The sequence below is a fragment of the Bacillus sp. FJAT-27231 genome, assembly GCF_001183975.1.
GTDB lineage: Bacteria > Bacillota > Bacilli > Bacillales > Domibacillaceae > Pseudobacillus > Pseudobacillus wudalianchiensis.
Genome location: NZ_LFZU01000001.1, coordinates 2,347,273 through 2,363,346, shown reverse-complemented (window position 1 = coordinate 2,363,346; position 16,074 = coordinate 2,347,273). Strand labels below are relative to the sequence as shown.

Below are 16,074 nucleotides of genomic sequence, written 5' to 3'. Positions count from 1 at the left end.
TGCCCATTTTCAAAGATGGGCACTGCGTTCTTTTTTATGTCCAAAAGCAGAGAGCATGGAGAAGCAAAAAAAGTTTATCTTATCCATTTGTCGAGGTTATGAAGTATAAGGTCGGGACTATCATGTGCATTAAAATTCTTTACACTATTTCATCTCCTTATCTAGCAAGGGTTACACAGTTTTTTAAAAATTTTACTCCCTAACAATTAAATAATCTAAGTATCTTTTATTTTTCTAATTGTTGAAGTCGGTTTTGTATGATAGCAATCAAGGATGGATGTCTATTCAAATATGTTAAATCGGGGTGAAAAGCATGAGTTGTGAAAGCGTTTCCGGAAAAAGTCTCGAACCATTATTTTATCCTCATTCTGTTGCAGTATTAGGAGCATCGAAGAACCCTAACAAGCTTGGTTATATTCAGATAAAAGCGTTAATAGATGGAGAGTTTGGCGGAGACATCTTCCCGATTAATCCTAACTCGACAGAAATAGAAGGATTGACGTGTTACCCGTCTATTATAGACGTACCGAAGCCTGTAGATTTAGCGATATTTTGTGTCGGCGCGAATCAAATTCAGCAAAGCCTGGAAGAGTGTGCGCAGAAAAAGGTAAAAGCGGCCATCATCTTTGCTTCCGGCTTTTCTGAGACAGGTGAAGAGGGAGCAAAACAACAAGAGGTTCTTGCCGAGATTGCCAGAAAGAGCGGCATTCGCTTAATCGGCCCGAACTGTGTAGGTATGGTGAATACGCTGAACGGGCTCGTTGGCACCTTTTCGCCTGGCGTAATGGCTTACCCATTAAGTGACAACCGTGCCGTTGGCTATGTTTCCCAAAGTGGGGCTTTCGGAGTTCTTACTTATATGGCGGCGGCCCAGCACGGTTTAAGCTTTAATTACTTTGTAACGGTTGGCAATGAAATGGAAACGGAATTTGCAGATATCGTCGAGTACATGGTTCACGATCCAAACACGAAAGTGATTAGTGGCTATTTGGAAGGAGCCAAAGATCCTGCTAAGCTGCGCAAGTTAGCGAAAGAAGCACTTAACCGTAATAAGCCTATGATTGTAATGAAGACAGGACGCAGTTCAGCAGGAAGCCGGGCAGCCGCTTCTCATACTGGATCTCTTGCTGGTTCAGATCAGGTCTATGATGCCTTCTTTAAGCAGACAGGCATAATTAGAGCAAATGATTATGAAGAAATCATTTCTTTTTCCAAGCTGTTTCTCTCAGGAAAATTGCCTGCTGGACGCAACACGGTACTTATTACAAGCTCTGGAGGAAGAGGTATTAACGAAGCAGACCGCTGTGAAGCGAACGGCCTTACGATCATTCCGCTGAAAGAAGAGACAAAAGCAAAAATGAAACAATCTGTCCCGTCATTTGCGAGTACGTCTAACCCCATCGATTTAACGGCTGCCGCAGCGGTAACGAATCCAGAATTATTTATTGCACCATTGCGGGCACTTGTTGAGGATCCTGAAGTTCATAATATCATTCTGACCGAATTCCCAATGCATTGGGGTGCCGATCATCCTTTGCTTCAGGAATTTATTGAGATATGCAAAAGCTCGGACAAATTCATCTTCGTCACCACTTTCCCGCTGCAAGGAATGTCTATTCCAAAAGGAGCCATGGAAATGGAGAAAAACGGCATTCCAGTGATCACAGGAGATTTACAGCCGATTTCAGCTCTTGCCAAACTGGTTGATTACAGTGAGAAATACCGCCGTAACCAACAGGCGAATGAGCTGGCAGAACAGCGTACGCTTCAGGGGAGTCAATTAAAAGGCGCATTAGAGAGCTTACTAAAACCTGGTGTGACATTAAGTGAATTTGAAGCGAGTGAAATATTAGAGCTTTACCAGATTTCAACTGCTCAAAAAGCCTTAGCTGCTACAGCGGAAGAAGCCGTTCAATCCGCTAGAAACATTGGCTACCCAGTTGTATTGAAGGTAGATTCCAAAGACATTCCCCACAAAACAGATGCCGATGCCATCAGGCTTCATTTACAAAATGACCATGAAGTGATCGATGCATATGCTGATATTTTGCGCTCTGCAAAGCAATATAATCCGAATGCAGTCATTAATGGCGTATCTGTTCAGGAAATGCTTCCTAAAGGCACGGAAGTCATTATTGGTGTCACGAAGGACCCTGTCTTTGGTCCGATCATCATGTTTGGTTTAGGTGGAATCTTTGTTGAAACGCTCAAAGATGTATCATTCAGAGTGGCTCCGCTTACAAGACAGGATGCCGTGGAAATGATAGAGGAAATCAAAGGCAAAGCCATTCTTTCAGGTGCGCGCGGTCAGGCGCCTGCTGATCGTGAGGCCATTATCCATGTATTACTCAAAGTATCTGAACTTATTTCTGATTCAGAAGGCATGATCGATGAACTAGACATTAATCCGCTCATTGTATATGAGAGTGGCTTGAAAGCAGCCGATGCGCTTATCGTAACGAATAGCCGTATCGCTGAGAAAACAGAGGTTGGGGGGTAAACAAATGGATTTAGACAAAAGCATTGTTGGGTTAACAGGTCCGGAATTTACATTTGAAGTGGAAAAAAGGCATATTCGACAATTTGCTCAGGCCATCGGTGACTCTAATCCACTGTATGTGGATGAAGAGTACGCGGCCGGAACACCTTATGGGGGAATGATTGCTCCGCCTACTTTTCCGATTGCCATCGGCGCAGAAGGCGAGGGCATTGATCTTAAGCTTGATCCGAAACGAATGCTTCATGGCGAGCAAGAATTTATTTATACTCGCCCAATCAGACCGGGGGACCGGCTGATCTGCCAGATGAAGGTAACAGATTTATATGAGAAGGAAGGAAGAAGCGGCCGAATGCAGTGTTTAGTGCTTGATACAGAAATCAAGGATGAAAACCGAAGCACAGTAGTGATTAGCCGCATGAATATTATTTATCGCTCAAAAACGACGGTTCAAAAAGTCTCAAATTAAAAGCTGTTCTCGGAAAGAGAGAGGAGGAGAAGCGGATGTTGAAATACAGCGAATTGCAAGAAGGACAAGTTTTAGAATCACTCAAAAAGCCGGCCGTTACAAAGGTTCAGCTCGTTAAATACGCTGGCGCTTCGGGAGATTTCAACCCGTTACATACGGATGATGAATTTGCTCAAAGCATCGGAATGCCGGGTGTGATTGCGCATGGAATGCTCATCATGGGATTTCTCGGTGAATATGTGATGCAGGTGGCAGGTGTCACAGCGGAACCGACAAATTTTCGGATGAGATTTGGAGCGATGACAAGGCCGGGCGATGACATTACCTGTTCGGCGGTTGTTCGCAAAGTCTATGAAGAAGAAGGAAAGCACTATGTCGATCTAGAGGTAAAAGCTGAAAAAGCACCTGAGAAGGTCGTCGGATCAGGTCAAGCTACTTTACGTTTTTTCTAAAATGAAAAGGGGTGTGTTTTGTGGCACAAATAAAAGACCGCTATGCCATTGTGGGCGTAGGAGAAAGTGAGCGTTCAAAGAATTCTGGCACGACACCGCTGCATCTTGCGTTAGATGCAGCAAGAGCGGCCATTCAAGATGCCGGCCTTGAGGCAAAGGATATCGATGGATTCATGAGTTACAGCGAGAATGACTCTTGTACGTCCCATCAGCTAGCTACGTATTTAGGCGTTCGCCCAAAATACGTAAAAGACATCATGGGCGGCGGCAGCAGTACAGAAATGCTGATTGCAGACGCGATCGGATTGATTGAAACAGGTCAAGTAAATACCGTACTCATTTATCGTGCCATGAATGGGCGTTCCGGCGTGAGAATGGGCGGCGGCGGATGGGATATTAATATGCTGCAATCCGCTATTGATGGCGGCAGTTTTATCATTCCTTACGGAGCAGGCGGGCCAGCTCAATGGTTTGGGCTCTTCGCCACCCGGCACATGCATGAAACCGGTCTTACCCAAGAGCATTTAGGACATGTGTGCGTCAGCTTTTACGAGCATGCCCAGCGGAATCCGAAAGCTTATTTTTATGGAAAACCGCTAACGATGGAGGCTTATAAAGAAACGCCTTATTTAAGCTACCCGTTCAATAAACATGATTTTTGCCTTGAGTCAGATGAAGCAAACGCCATTATCGTAACATCAGCTGAAAAAGCGAAGAATTGCAAGTCAAGACCGGTTTATATTATGGGGATCACTGCCAGACAATGTGTATCTCATTCTCATTACTGGTCCGACTTATCAGAGGTAGCAGCTGATTACGTAGCGCCAGAATTATATAAAAAGGCTGGCATTTCCCCAGCAGATTTAGATGTTGCCTCTATTTACGATTGCTATAGCTGGGTTGTTTTACGGCAGCTAGAGGCTTATGGTATTGCCCCTCGCGGAGAAGTGGGAGACTTTGTGGCAGCAGGCAATCTGCGGATGGGCGGAAAACTCCCAAGCAATACAGCCGGCGGCATGCTGTCAGAAGGCTATACACATGGGATGAATAACGTTATTGAGATTGTCCGCCAAATTCGCCATGAATACAAGGGAACGGACCGCCAAGTGGAAAACTGTGAAATTGGCCTTTGCACAGGCTGGGCTGGACCGGATATCGCTGGTGCGATGATTCTTAGAAACTAGGAGGGGAAACAATGGACTACCAAAAACCAATACCATTAAAAAATCAGGATAATCACCCCTATTGGGATGCAGCCGACCGTCACGAGCTGATCATTCAAAAATGTGAAAGCTGTAAGCACTATTCACATCCGCCTGGACCAGCCTGTTCTAAATGCGGCGGCACGGAACTCAGCTGGGAAAACCTTGGAAGCGAAGTGAATGGTACGATCTATTCCTTTATCATTTCTTACCGGCCGTTTCTGCCTGGATTCCAAGATGATCTTCCGCTTGTCATTGCCATTGTAGAGCTTGAAAAGGCACCACAAGTGAAGCTGATTGCCAATGTGTTGAATTGCAATCCGGAAGACGTAAGCATCGGAATGAATGTAAAAATGACGTGGCAGGATATCACGGAAGATCGCGCTCTTCCACAATGGATTCCTGCATAATTTGATAACTGTTTGATAGAAAGGGGACAAAATAAATGGATTTTTCTTTTACAGAAAAAGAAGAAGCGTTTCGCCAGGAATTTCGTACATGGCTAGAAAATAATTTGCCCGACGGCTGGTTGGATGGAAAGAGAGACATTCCGGAAGACAAGGAGCAATATTCAGAGTTTTTGAGAAACTGGCAAAGGAAGTTATATGAAGGCGGATGGGCAGCCATTGCCTGGCCGAAAAAATATGGCGGCAGAGAAGCTAGTTTAATAGAGGAAATTATTTATCAGCAGGAAATGGTGCGCGTCAAGGCTCCGCCGCTCGTGAATTATGTAGGCATTCATATGGTTGGGCCGACACTGATGCAGATCGGCACAGAAGAACAAAAGGAAGCGTATATCCAAAAAATATTAACCGGTGAAGAAGTGTGGTGCCAAGGCTATTCAGAGCCGAATGCCGGTTCAGATTTAACGGCCATCCAAACATCGGCCGTCCGCGACGGGGACCGTTGGAAAATAAATGGGCAAAAGGTGTGGACAAGCTTTGGCCACTTAGCTGATCGCTGTTTTCTTCTCGCACGAACAAGCCGGGGAGAGAAGAAGCATAAAGGGATTACGGTCTTTCTTTTAGATATGAATCAGCCGGGAGTAGAGACGCGGCCGATCATTCAGATGGACGGCAAGCATGACTTCAATGAAGTGTATTTAGAAGACGCCATTGCTTATGATGCAGACATCGTTGGTGAAGTCGATGAAGGATGGCGCGTCATGATTGCTCTATTAATGCATGAAAGATCCGGAATCGGAGCTCAGGTGTTCACCCTTGAGCAGCAATTTGAAGATCTGGTCGTATTGGCGAAAGAAGTGCAGGAAGACGGGCAGTCTTTAATTCAAAACCCATTTACCCGCAAAACAATGATTGATTTATATACCCGCTCCCGAGGCTCGCTCTTGAACTATTACCGGAACTTAACTAAAACATTGAAGAATGGGCAGCCGAGTGCGGAAGGATCAATGGATAAGTTAATAGTAAGTGAACTAACGAAGGAGCTGTTCTCCCAATCGCTATCCATGCAGGGCCATCAGGGCGTGTTATGGAAAGAGGATGCGATTTTCGGAGGTTCCTATTGGCAGGATAACTTCCTGTATTCATTCGGAATGACGATTGGCGGAGGAACGAGCGAAGTACAGAAGAATACGATTGGAGAACGCATTCTCGGTTTACCTAAGGATCTAGGACGCTAAACATAATGGAGGTGGCATAGCATGGATTTTTCATTAAGTGAAGAGCAAGAGATGTTTCGCGGGTACGTGAACAAATATCTAAATAATATGGGCCATACGAAAACAGCCCGTGAGTTTATAAAAGGTGACACAGAATCTTATAAAACAATTGTTTCCGGACTGGCTGAACTGGGCTGCACAAGCATCAACATTTCAGAGGAATATGGCGGCATGGAGCTCGGAGCGCTGGATTTAGTTCCGGTGCTTGAAGAGTTAGGCCGCAGTGTTCTGCCTGGTCTTTATCTAGAAACGAACAGCTTTGCTGTGCCAGTACTTGAAAAGTTCGGTTCGGAATACCAGAAGCAAAAGTACTTGCCAGCCATTGCAGAAGGCAGTCAAACGTTCTCGATTGCCTGGCTGGAACCCGGCAGCAGCTATCATCCGGCTGGTGTTCAGATGACGGCCTCTTTGGAGGGAGATTTCATTCGATTACATGGAACAAAAACATTAGTCCCAGACGCAGAACTGGCGAATAGTTTAATTCTCCCAGCACGCACAGGCGGAGAAAGCGGCGAGGAAGGGATTTCACTCGTTATTGTAGACTTGGATGACATAAATATCAGTATGCATAAACAAAAAAACATCGATGATAGCCGACATTTGGCAGAAATTACGTTCGATAACGTTCAGATCTCCCAAGAGCAAATAGTTGGACCGCTTCATAAAGGTTGGGACATTCTGCAGGAGGGACTGCTGGCGGTTAATGCCGCTCTCGCTTCCATCATGGTCGGCGGAATGGCAGCAATCGTAGATATGGCGGCAGAATACGCAAAAATCCGCGAACAGTTTGGCCAGCCAATTGGCCGTTTTCAAGCGATTAAGCACAAAATCGTCGATATGAAGGTAGACCTTGAGATGGCGCGGTCGCTCGCTTATTACGCAAATTGGGCGCTGGAAAACGAGTCTGAAGATCAAGTACAAGCAATAGTATGCGCCCGGCTGTTTGCGGCAGAAGCATATAATAAAGCAGCTGCCCATAATATTCAAATTCATGGCGGGATTGGTTTTACCGAAGAAATTGACTGTCATCTTTATGTCAAACGGGCCCGTTTTTATGAACATTACTTGGGAAGCACACAATCATACTATGAAAAAGCAGCCGCTGCATTAGGCTGGTGTGAACCAGAAAAAGTCGAACAATTTTAATAAGTGAAGGGTAAATCTACTTGCGAGCAGTTAACGAAATGAGAGAGTTTTCTATATGGCCAATCACCTTCGTTCATGAAAAATGCTCACGTAAACATATGTGTTAGTAAAATGGGAGAGGTGGAGGAAAACTGAGCCGGCTGCAAGTATTGAGCAGGGGAAGGGTTGTTCCCCGCCTGCCCCCGATTGCACACATTGCTACAGTGTCTGTTAAAACAAGGAGGAAAGCTAATGGAAGAAAAATCAGTGAGGAAAGCCTTTCATTTTTTGTGTCTCGGAATTCTTCTTGTTGTTTTTGCTGAAGCGACACATATCCCGGCCTATCCTAAAATGCTCGAACATTTTGGATTAGGGGCAGGGTATTCGGTTTATATGCAATTGGGATTTGCGCTCGGGTTAACAGGATTTCAACCACTAATGGGGTGGATGTCAGATTCCTTCGGTCAAAAAATTGTCATCCTGTTTGGGGCAGCCTGTATGGCACTTGGTTCACTTTTTATTGCAACGGCTCCGGCTTTTTGGGTATTGGTTGCGGGCTTGTTTTTAAAAGGGTTCTCTGGAGCCGCTGTTATTCCTGCTGGTGTCACCTTTGTAGGGAGATATTTTACGAACGAGCAACGGGGAAAAACCATGGGGTTGTACGGATTTTACACCGTTATTGGCGGTTTGGCAGGTCCGCTGTTAAGTGGAATATTCGTTGACCGCTTTGGCTGGTCTTCTATTTTCTTTCTGTGTGCGATATTTGGCGTTATTTCCTTCTTATTGTTTGCTTACGGAGTTCCTAATGTAAAAGGAGAGAAATCTGAACATTTCGACTTTGGTGGCGTAATCTTAGTCTTCTTCATATTAGGAGGGCTTTTGACCGTACCAACGTTTATTAATAATTACGGCATTTCTTCCTGGATGTGGGTGCCAGCCTTTGTGGTTTCTATTGTTTCATTTGCCTTATTGCTTGTTGTTGAAAAAAGACAGAAAAAGCCTTTGCTGGATATTGATTATGCGAAGACGCGTAATTTCTGGGTACCGTCCATTATTGCTGTGATTATGTACATGTCGTTTAGCAGCGTGATGTATTTATTAACGTTCTTTGTTCAAAGTGTGCAAGGAAAGCCTTCAACAGTTGTCGGCTTGTTACAATTCCCGCTATTTTTAACGATGGCCCTAGCCAACTTATTGAGCGGCCGGTTAATGGCCAAGCTCTCGGCACGAACCATAATCGGCACGAGCATCAGTCTGTTAGTCGGTGGAATCGGCATGCTAACAGTTGCCAAAATCGATACGTCCTTTTTATATCTGTTTGTGTCCATGAGCTTAATTGGCACAGCAATTGGCATGGTTGGACCAGTCGTGAAATCTGTCATCGTATCAAAAGCGAATGAGTCCCGCTTAGGAGTTGTTTCGTTCACTTATATTACGATCGAAAACGTAGCTTCCCGTGTTGGAGCCTCGTTTGCGCTAGTGACATTCGCCTTGTTTGCAGCGGGAGGAAATTCGGTAGGCGCCCTTTCGTCCACGGCTCTGTTGCTAACGGTTTTTACAGCGGCAGCCTTTCTCTTTCTGATCTTAATTCCTAAAAAAATAGCAGGAATTCAAGGAGGGACAGAGGGATTACCGGAAAACGAAGAAGATACGAAGGTTATTTAAAAACAGCGGGCCAACAGTTTGATTGAATGCCAGCAAAATAAACAAAAACAGGAGGAGTTTAGATGAATATTTATGTTCTGCTAAAAAGAACCTTTGATACAGAAGAAAAAATCAATCTGTTGAACGGGGAAATCAATGAAGATGGAGCAGAATTTATCATTAATCCATACGATGAATACGCGGTAGAAGAAGCGATACAAGTACGTGACGCTCAAGGGGGCGAAGTAACGGTTGTGTCCGTGGGAAGCGAGGAAGCGGAAAAACAGCTGCGAACGGCTTTGGCAATGGGGGCAGATAAAGCAGTATTGATTAATAGTGAGGATGACGTTGAAGACGGCGATCAATATACAACAGCTAGAATTATCGCTGAATACTTAAAAGATAAACAAGCCGATTTAGTTATCGCCGGAAACGTAGCTATTGACAGCGGTTCAGGACAAGTGGGGCCTCGTGTAGCTGAAATGCTGGGCATTCCTGCTATCACAACGATTACAAATCTTGAAATCGCCGGCCATACTGTAACCGTTGTGCGCGATGTGGAAGGTGATTCTGAAACAATCGAAACCTCTTTGCCACTGCTCGTTACTGCGCAACAAGGTTTAAATGAACCACGTTACCCTTCCTTGCCAGGAATTATGAAAGCAAAGAAAAAGCCGCTCGAAGAATTAGAGCTGGATGATCTTGAGCTTGATGAAGAGGACGTCGAAGCGAAAACTAAAACGATTGAGATTTTTCTGCCGCCGAAAAAAGAGGCCGGAAAAATATTAAACGGCGAGATCAATGAACAGGTAAGTGAGCTTGTTCAACTACTCCGTAACGAAGCAAAAGTCATTTAATAGAAGATAAGCTTGTCATAGTAAAGCAGACAGTCAAAATAAAACAAGCACAGGAGGTTTTGTAGATGAACAAAAAAGTTCTCGCATTAGGAGAAGTACGCGACGGAGCGTTAAGAAATGTCTCATTTGAAGCGATTCGTGCAGCTAAGATTGCTGCTAGAGGCGGAGAAGTAGTAGGCGTCTTGATCGGAGAGGCCGTTCAGCCGTTAGGGAGTGAACTTATTCAATACGGCGCAGACCGGGTCGTGACAGTGGAGGATGATCAATTAAGACACTATACACCGGATGGTTTTTCGCAGGCGCTGCTGGCTGTAATGGATCAAGAAAATCCGGATGGGATGATCTTCGGCCACACAGCAATGGGAAAAGACTTGGCTCCGAGAATCGCCAGCAAGCTGGCCTCTGGTTTAATTTCTGATGCCACTGCTGTTGAAGAAATAGACGGCACGCTTGTTTTTACTCGGCCGATTTATTCTGGAAAAGCATTTGAAAAGAAAATCATTACAGATGGTCTTGTCTTTGCAACGATTCGTCCAAACAATATTGAGCCATTAGCAAGGGACGAGTCTCGTTCTGGGGAAGTTTCTTCCTTAGCTGTTGAGATTCACACGATACGCACGATCATTAAAGAGGTCGTAAGAAAAGCGAGTGAAGGAGTCGATCTCTCAGAAGCAAAAATTATCGTTGCTGGTGGTCGCGGTGTAAAAAGCAAAGAAGGATTTGAGCCGTTACAAGAGCTCGCGAAGGTTCTTGGCGGTGCAGTTGGTGCTTCCCGCGGAGCGTGTGATGCCGATTACTGTGATTATTCACTGCAAATTGGCCAGACAGGAAAGGTTGTTACTCCTGATTTATACATTGCTTGTGGAATCTCTGGAGCGATTCAGCATCTCGCAGGCATGTCCAATTCCAAAGTGATCGTGGCGATCAATAAAGATCCCGAAGCAAGTATTTTTCAAGTAGCCGACTATGGCATTGTCGGTGATTTGTTTGAAGTCGTTCCGATGTTAATTGAAGAGTTTGCTGCAGTTAAGCAGTAAGCAAAGGGGCGTTATCACCATAAAAGGAAGTGACCATAATGAACCTATTAACCATCAATACAATCGCCTTTCTTTTAGTGACAGGTTACGCCCTTTACTTGTTTCTATACCTGGTGAAGACTCGTTATGAATATATTAAGCTAGGCCGCAAGCAGGAGTTTGACCGTAAATTTAAAGAACGGCTCGATTTAGTGAAAATTAACGTTTTCGGCCAGAAAAAGCTATTAAAGGATAAGAAGAGCGGGATCATTCATGTCATGATGTTTTATGGTTTCCTCCTTGTCCAACTAGGGGCGATTGATTTTATTATAAAAGGGCTTGTGCCGGGAGCACATCTTCCGCTCGGTCCGCTCTATCCTTTCTTTACATTCTTTCAGGAAGCTGTCACCTTCATGATTTTGACAGCTGTTGTCTGGGCGTTCTATCGCCGGTATATTGAAAAGCTCGTACGTTTGAAACGTGGATTAAAGGCGGGGCTTGTCTTGATTTTCATCGGGACACTCATGCTTTCTGTTCTGTTTGGCAATGGCATGGCCATCATTTGGCACGAGCATGCACCATCGCTTGGTGAACCGGTTGCTTCTGGCATTGCTAGCGCTTTTAGCTGGCTGAATGAGCCTGCTGCCAAGGCCCTATTTTATGTTTCTTGGTGGATTCATTTGCTGGCGCTATTGTCTTTTCTCGTCTATGTACCGCAATCTAAGCATGCTCACTTAATCGCCGGACCAGTCAATGTGTTTTTCAGCCGGTTAACTCCGCCTGGAAAGCTTACGGCAATTGACTTTGAGGATGAGTCACAAGAATCGTTCGGCGTTGGCAAAATTCAGGACTTCACACAACACCAGCTGATTGACTTATATGCCTGTGTTGAATGTGGACGCTGTACGAATATGTGTCCAGCAGCCGGTACAGGAAAGATGCTTTCACCAATGGATCTGATCGTGAAGCTGCGGGATCACCTGACCAACACAGGGGCTGCCGTCACTTCTCAATCGCCATGGGTGCCAGGATTTGCTTTTGCGAATACACAAGGCAATCAGCTTGCCGCCATGGCTAAGGTGAACACGCTTCAGGAAACGGCCGCCGCGCTTGATTATAACCCAAGTCTGATTGGGGACGTGATTACGGAGGAGGAAATCTGGGCTTGTACAACTTGCCGAAACTGTGAAGATCAGTGTCCGGTTATGAATGAACATGTAGACAAAATTATTGACCTGCGCCGCTATCTCGTCTTAACAGAAGGCAAGATGGACGCAGATGCCCAGCGTGCGATCACCAATATTGAACGCCAGGGAAACCCTTGGGGAATCAATCGAAAAGAACGGGAAAATTGGCGGACCGGCCGTGAAGATATTGAAGTGCCGACCGTTAAGGAAGTGGAGAAAAAAGGAGAAGAATTTGAATACTTATTCTTTGTGGGGTCAATGGGTTCTTATGATAACCGCAGCCAAAAGATTGTTCAATCCTTTGCCAAATTATTAAATACAGCTGGCGTGAAATTTGCCATTTTGGGCAACAAGGAAAAGAATTCCGGAGATACTCCTCGCCGGATTGGCAATGAATTCTTGTTTCAAGAGCTGGCAAGGGCTAACATTGAAATGTTTCAAAAGCACCATGTAAGAAAAATTGTTACTATTGATCCGCATGCCTACAACACATTCAAAAATGAGTATCCAGAGTTTGGACTTGAGAATGTAGAAGTCTATCACCATACGGATCTTTTACTCAAACTTCTTCAAGAGGGGAAGCTTGTCCCAGCATATGAAGTAAACGAAACGGTTGTTTATCATGATTCTTGTTACTTGGGGCGTTATAACGATGTCTATGACCCGCCGCGAGAAATTCTGAAGCGTATACCTGGAGTGAAAGTTGCAGAGATGGAACGCAATCGCGAAACAGCCATGTGCTGCGGGGCAGGCGGAGGCATGATGTGGATGGAAGAAGATACTGGACAGCGGGTAAATGTGGCACGGACGCAACAAGCGCTGGCTGTAAGCCCAAGTGTCATAGGCAGCGGATGTCCGTATTGTCTGACGATGCTAAGTGATGGCGCAAAAGCAATGGAAAAGGAAGACAGTATTCAAACATTAGATATTGTAGAAATATTGGAAAAATCTGTGCTGGCATCACCTTGTCCTTCAACTAAAGAGTTAGTTAGATAGAAAGCTAAATTAAAAGTAAAGGGTCACTAGCTGAAAAAGATGTAATAATCCAAAAATAAAGGCGGGATTACATTGACGACAAAGCAAGAATTGAAACAGTATCAAAACTTTATCAATGGCAAGTTAACGGCAGCTTCATCTGGAAATACGATGGATAGTATTGAGCCTTCTACAGGAGAAGCTTGGGCTAAGATTCCATTAAGCACGCAAGAGGATGTAGCAAAGGTTGTGGCAGCGGCGCGTCAGGCGTTCCCTGATTGGTCTGCGCTTTCTGCTGAAGAACGTTCAGGCTATTTAAGACGTATTGGAGATGCTATTTCCCTGCATGCTGAAGAATTAACAACGCTGGAGACGAGAGATAACGGAGAAGTGATTGCAGTTGCCCCTTATCTTGCTGAAGCTATAAAATCAGTCTGGTATGACGCGGCAGGAGCTTGCAAGGAAGGCAGCCAGGGAAAAACGGTTCAAATGGGACCGACTAGCATTGGATATACGTTGAGAGAACCATTCGGAGTGGTATTAGGAATCTTGCCATGGAATGCGCCGCTTTTTACCTTCACGATAAAAGCAGCTTATGCTCTTGCGGCGGGCAACACGGTCATTATTAAACCATCTCAGCAGGCCTCTGTTTCTTCACTGCGATACGGCGAACTGCTGGGGGACATCCTTCCTCCGGGTGTGCTCAATGTTATTTCCGGGTTGGGAAGAGAAATAGGGGATGCTTTAGTAGCTCATACCGGTGTGAATAAAGTAAGCATGACAGGCTCCGGGTCAACCGCTGGTGCTATTCTTCGTGCAAGTGCCCGGCATCCAAAACCAACGATTTTTGAATTAGGCGGAAAATCACCAAATATTGTGTTTGAAGACGCTGATCTGGATAAAGCGGTGGATGGAGTCATTCATGCTATCTACACGAGTAACGCTGGGCAAAGATGCACAGCCGGCTCAAGAATTCTTATTCAACAATCGATATTTGATGAAATGATTGATCGGATAAAAGAAAGAATTAAAAATACGATAAAAGCGGGCGATCCCATGGATCTAACAAGTACAATGGGTCCTCTTTCAAGCCTGGATCAGTATGAAAAAATCCGTTCTTACATCGAGCTGGGATTAGAAGAAGGCGGAGAAATTGTCTGTGGCGGCCGCCATGGCGGAGAAAATGTTCTTCCAGACAAACCGGAGTTTTCAGATGGTTACTGGGTGGAGCCTACTTTGTTTAAAGTAAATAGCAACTCACTGCGTATTTGCCAAGAGGAAATTTTCGGACCAGTAGCGGTCGTTATGCCCTTCGAAACGGAAGAGGAAGCGGCAGCCATTGCAAACGATACCTGCTTTGGTCTAGGGGCAGGCGTGTGGACAAGAGATCTTAATCTCGCTCACCGGATGATTCGAAAAATAGAGTCTGGAAACGTGTGGGTAAACACTTATTCGAGAGTCGGAGCGGATTTGCCGTTTGGCGGTTTTAAAGAGAGTGGATATGGAACGGATTCGATTCTTGAGTATTCACGTGAAAAAGCTTGTGTAATCGAGATTGAGAGATAATGAACCTTTTCAGTGAATAACCGTTTTGAGGGGAAAAGAGACAGCCAACCGTTCGGGTGAACGGTTGGCTGCTTTAGTGTGAAAGATCCATTCCTTCTATGAAAGAAAAGAATATCTCTTTCTTTGCAATCACGAAGTAGGCTGAAAATGTAACATTTTTTGGATGACGAGTAATACTTGATCAATGTCTGTTTGGGTAATGCCGTTGTTCGTAACGAATCGAATTAATTGAGGGCCGAACTCTCCTGCTAGCACGCCATTTTCTTTTAATTCGCTTAAGAAAGCCTCTGTTGTTTTATTGGAATGGGCGATATTGATGATGATAATATTTGTTTCGACTTTGCTTTCTAGGGTTATTCCTTCAATGTTTTGAAGACCTTCGGCAAGCCGCTTGGCGTTTTCGTGATCCTCTTGAAGGCGTTCGACATTTTCTTGAAGGGCGATGATCCCAGGCGCAGCTAAAACACCAACCTGTCTCAAACCGCCACCGAGTCGTTTTCGCCATTTTCGTGCTTTTGAAATAAAAGCGGAGGAACCAGCAATGATCGAACCTGCGGGTGCTCCTAATCCTTTAGATAGACAGATCTGAACTGTATCGGTATGTTCTGCGAACTTTTTGACAGGTATTCCGGAAGCGACAGAAGCATTGAATAAGCGTGCGCCATCTAAGTGGACAGGGGCGCCGTGTCTTTTCGCTATTTGATAAATGGCTTCCATGTTTTCGAGTGAAATCACCGCTCCGCCTGCTTTGTTATGCGTATTCTCTAAGCAAATAAGTCCTGTTTCTGGCTCATGAACGTCATCCTCTCGAAGGGCCGCTTCCACTTCGCTTGGTTTCATCGCACCGCGTTCCCCAACTAATGTTTTCGTTTGCACACCTGCAAATGCTGACATCGCAGCTGCTTCATAGAGAAAGATGTGCGATTGGGCTTCCAATATCACTTCTTCGCCAGGCTTGCAATGCACCAAACCGGCAATTTGATTTCCTTGAGTTCCGCTTGTGACAAACAAGGCTGCTTCCTTTCCAAGGATCTCTGCCGCAATTTCTTCTAATGTATTGACTGTCGGGTCCTCACCGTAGACGTCATCCCCAACCTCTGCTTCGTACATCGCTTTTCTCATTTTTTCACTCGGTTTTGTCACCGTGTCACTGCGCAAATCTATCATCATAGATCCTCCTATAGTTGAACTTTACATACAGATGTGAAGCGTACGTTCATCCATCTAGCCATTTAACAGGTTTTATTTTCACATCCTTTATTCGGGAATTTTACCATATGGAAAGACGCTTTTAAATAAAAAATTGAATTATCAAAAAAATAGAAGAAACGGCTTAAAGAAGCAGGATTATGCCAAAATTAATTGGATTGACCAGGTTTGGTGTTTTCATCAGGCAGGTTTTG

Annotated in this window: 13 protein-coding genes; 12 read left to right on the top strand and 1 reads right to left on the bottom strand. The window is 44.8% G+C overall.

The genetic code is table 11. The features are described from left to right. Positions 1-313 precede the first annotated feature (313 nt). The 12 genes from AC623_RS11095 to AC623_RS11040 all read left to right on the top strand — a co-directional run bounded on the left by AC623_RS11095 (position 314) and on the right by AC623_RS11040 (position 14,671). Positions 314-2,500 (top strand): acetate--CoA ligase family protein, encoded by a 2,187-nt coding sequence (locus AC623_RS11095; protein WP_049662489.1) that lies wholly within the window; start codon positions 314-316, stop codon positions 2,498-2,500. Between the two features lie 4 nt (positions 2,501-2,504). After that, a complete protein-coding gene (locus AC623_RS11090) occupies positions 2,505-2,966 on the top strand; it encodes a MaoC family dehydratase N-terminal domain-containing protein (RefSeq protein WP_049662488.1) in 462 nt (153 codons plus the stop codon). A gap of 35 nt (positions 2,967-3,001) precedes the next feature. Further along, entirely contained in the window at positions 3,002-3,418 is a 417-nt protein-coding gene (locus tag AC623_RS11085; RefSeq protein WP_049662487.1) for a MaoC/PaaZ C-terminal domain-containing protein, read from the top strand. A 20-nt stretch (positions 3,419-3,438) separates the two neighbouring features. Continuing rightward, a complete protein-coding gene (locus tag AC623_RS11080; RefSeq protein ID WP_049662486.1) occupies positions 3,439-4,602 on the top strand; it encodes a thiolase C-terminal domain-containing protein in 1,164 nt (387 codons plus the stop codon). Positions 4,603-4,613: 11 nt separating this feature from the next. Further along, the gene (locus AC623_RS11075; RefSeq protein ID WP_049662485.1) at positions 4,614-5,030 is read left to right on the top strand and encodes a Zn-ribbon domain-containing OB-fold protein; all 417 of its coding nucleotides are present in this window, start codon (positions 4,614-4,616) and stop codon (positions 5,028-5,030) included. A 35-nt stretch (positions 5,031-5,065) separates the two neighbouring features. After that, positions 5,066-6,262 carry an acyl-CoA dehydrogenase family protein gene (locus AC623_RS11070; protein ID WP_049662484.1) on the top strand — a complete coding sequence of 399 codons (1,197 nt, stop codon included), beginning with the start codon at positions 5,066-5,068 and terminating at the stop codon, positions 6,260-6,262. A gap of 21 nt (positions 6,263-6,283) precedes the next feature. Further along, complete coding sequence (locus AC623_RS11065) at positions 6,284-7,447, top strand: acyl-CoA dehydrogenase family protein (RefSeq protein ID WP_049662483.1); 1,164 nt, start codon at positions 6,284-6,286, stop codon at positions 7,445-7,447. 231 nt (positions 7,448-7,678) lie between these two features. Next, positions 7,679-9,091, top strand: a complete 1,413-nt coding sequence (locus tag AC623_RS11060; RefSeq protein ID WP_049662482.1) for an MFS transporter — start codon at positions 7,679-7,681, stop codon at positions 9,089-9,091. Between the two features lie 62 nt (positions 9,092-9,153). Next, positions 9,154-9,927, top strand: a complete 774-nt coding sequence (locus AC623_RS11055; protein ID WP_049662481.1) for an electron transfer flavoprotein subunit beta/FixA family protein — start codon at positions 9,154-9,156, stop codon at positions 9,925-9,927. A gap of 65 nt (positions 9,928-9,992) precedes the next feature. Next, positions 9,993-10,964 carry an electron transfer flavoprotein subunit alpha/FixB family protein gene (locus AC623_RS11050; RefSeq protein ID WP_049662480.1) on the top strand — a complete coding sequence of 324 codons (972 nt, stop codon included), beginning with the start codon at positions 9,993-9,995 and terminating at the stop codon, positions 10,962-10,964. A 38-nt stretch (positions 10,965-11,002) separates the two neighbouring features. Then, the gene (locus tag AC623_RS11045; RefSeq protein ID WP_049662479.1) at positions 11,003-13,126 is read left to right on the top strand and encodes a (Fe-S)-binding protein; all 2,124 of its coding nucleotides are present in this window, start codon (positions 11,003-11,005) and stop codon (positions 13,124-13,126) included. A 72-nt stretch (positions 13,127-13,198) separates the two neighbouring features. Then, on the top strand, positions 13,199-14,671 hold the full coding sequence (locus AC623_RS11040) for an aldehyde dehydrogenase family protein (protein ID WP_231603479.1): 1,473 nt from the start codon (positions 13,199-13,201) through the stop codon (positions 14,669-14,671). Positions 14,672-14,800: 129 nt separating this feature from the next. Here AC623_RS11040 and ltaE read toward each other — a convergent pair whose 3' ends face one another. Next, positions 14,801-15,838, bottom strand: a complete 1,038-nt coding sequence (gene ltaE / locus AC623_RS11035; protein WP_049662478.1) for a low-specificity L-threonine aldolase — start codon at positions 15,836-15,838, stop codon at positions 14,801-14,803. Between the last annotated feature and the right edge of the window lie 236 nt (positions 15,839-16,074).

Bases quoted from the DNA above. Each gene is read 5' to 3' on its own strand.
- AC623_RS11065 (WP_049662483.1), top strand. From the start codon at position 6,284: ATGGATTTTTCATTAAGTGAAGAGCAAGAGATGTTTCGCGGGTACGTG.
- ltaE (WP_049662478.1), bottom strand. From the start codon at position 15,838: ATGATAGATTTGCGCAGTGACACGGTGACAAAACCGAGTGAAAAAATG.
- AC623_RS11085 (WP_049662487.1), top strand. From the start codon at position 3,002: ATGTTGAAATACAGCGAATTGCAAGAAGGACAAGTTTTAGAATCACTC.
- AC623_RS11060 (WP_049662482.1), top strand. From the start codon at position 7,679: ATGGAAGAAAAATCAGTGAGGAAAGCCTTTCATTTTTTGTGTCTCGGA.
- AC623_RS11070 (WP_049662484.1), top strand. From the start codon at position 5,066: ATGGATTTTTCTTTTACAGAAAAAGAAGAAGCGTTTCGCCAGGAATTT.
- AC623_RS11090 (WP_049662488.1), top strand. From the start codon at position 2,505: ATGGATTTAGACAAAAGCATTGTTGGGTTAACAGGTCCGGAATTTACA.
- AC623_RS11095 (WP_049662489.1), top strand. From the start codon at position 314: ATGAGTTGTGAAAGCGTTTCCGGAAAAAGTCTCGAACCATTATTTTAT.
- AC623_RS11050 (WP_049662480.1), top strand. From the start codon at position 9,993: ATGAACAAAAAAGTTCTCGCATTAGGAGAAGTACGCGACGGAGCGTTA.
- AC623_RS11075 (WP_049662485.1), top strand. From the start codon at position 4,614: ATGGACTACCAAAAACCAATACCATTAAAAAATCAGGATAATCACCCC.
- AC623_RS11055 (WP_049662481.1), top strand. From the start codon at position 9,154: ATGAATATTTATGTTCTGCTAAAAAGAACCTTTGATACAGAAGAAAAA.
- AC623_RS11045 (WP_049662479.1), top strand. From the start codon at position 11,003: ATGAACCTATTAACCATCAATACAATCGCCTTTCTTTTAGTGACAGGT.